The organism is Mesorhizobium kowhaii (assembly GCF_042431665.1).
Lineage (GTDB): Bacteria > Pseudomonadota > Alphaproteobacteria > Rhizobiales > Rhizobiaceae > Mesorhizobium > Mesorhizobium kowhaii.
Genome location: NZ_JBHLYT010000210.1, coordinates 1 through 1,078, shown reverse-complemented (window position 1 = coordinate 1,078; position 1,078 = coordinate 1). Strand labels below are relative to the sequence as shown.

Below are 1,078 nucleotides of genomic sequence, written 5' to 3'. Positions count from 1 at the left end.
CGGATACTTTGTCATCGAGATCCGCGAGCGCGCGCAGCAACGTACTCTTGCCCGATCCGCTACGGCCGAGAAGGGCGACGAACTCCCCCTTGTCGATGTCGAGGGTGAGCCCGTCGAGAATGGTTCGCGGCCCGAAGCTTCTGACAAGGCTCTCGACCCGCACGACGGGCGCGCCGCTCAATCCGCCAAGGTGCGACGCCATGACAGCGACCTTTCCTGGAAGAAGCTGACGATGCCGTCTGAGGCGAGACCGAGCAGCGCGTAGAGGACGAGGCCCACGATGACGATGTCGGTCTGGCCGTAGTTGCGTGCGAGATCGATCATATAGCCGATGCCGCTCGTGGCATTGACCTGTTCGACCACCACCAGGGACAGCCAGGCATAGGTCACCGCGAAACGCAGGCCCAGGAAGAAGCCGGGCAGGGCGCCTGGCAGGATGACCTCGCGGATGAATTCGCCATAGCCCATTCGCAGGGTCTGGGCCAATTCGACATAACGGCTGTCTATGCTGCGCAAGCTGCTGTGGGTCTGGATATAGACCGGGATCAGGACAGCCAGCGCGATCGTCGTCACTTTCATGCCCTCGCCGATGCCGAACCACAGCATCAGCAACGGGATCAGGGCGAGCGTCGGGATCGCCCGCTTGATCTGAACGGGACCGTCGATGATCGCTTCGCCAAGCCGGGACAACCCTGAAATGAGGGCAAGCACGGTCCCGATCAGTACGCCGAACACCAGCCCCTGCGCCGCCCGCCAGGCAGACGTCATCAGATGACCCTGAAGCTTGCCTTCTGCGATAAGATCGACGGCGGTGCCGACAACTGACCAAGGCGCCGGCAGCGTTCTTGGATCGATCAGGCCGGCGACACTGCCGATGGACCAGACCACAAGAAGAAGTGCGGGCCCAACCAGCGCGCCAAACGGGATCGCACGCCCAAGCGCCAGGCGACGCCTCGTCCCGGTCTTGCGGGGCTTTACGGCGGGCGGGATCAACGCCCTTTCATCAGATGCATACCCAATGGTGGGCGCAACCGCGGCGGGGTGTGAGAATGCGTTCATCTGCGTCGTCTCCAGTCTT

The 1,078-nt window shown here is 63.0% G+C and carries 2 protein-coding genes; both read right to left on the bottom strand.

The annotated features are described in order from the left end of the window. Positions 1-202 (bottom strand): ATP-binding cassette domain-containing protein (locus ACFFNA_RS39435; protein WP_378925703.1); only part of this gene is annotated, 202 nt, incomplete at its 3' end. Beyond that, on the bottom strand, positions 178-1,059 hold the full coding sequence (locus tag ACFFNA_RS39430) for an ABC transporter permease (RefSeq protein ID WP_378925705.1): 882 nt from the start codon (positions 1,057-1,059) through the stop codon (positions 178-180). The genes ACFFNA_RS39435 and ACFFNA_RS39430, both read right to left, overlap by 25 nt. Between the last annotated feature and the right edge of the window lie 19 nt (positions 1,060-1,078).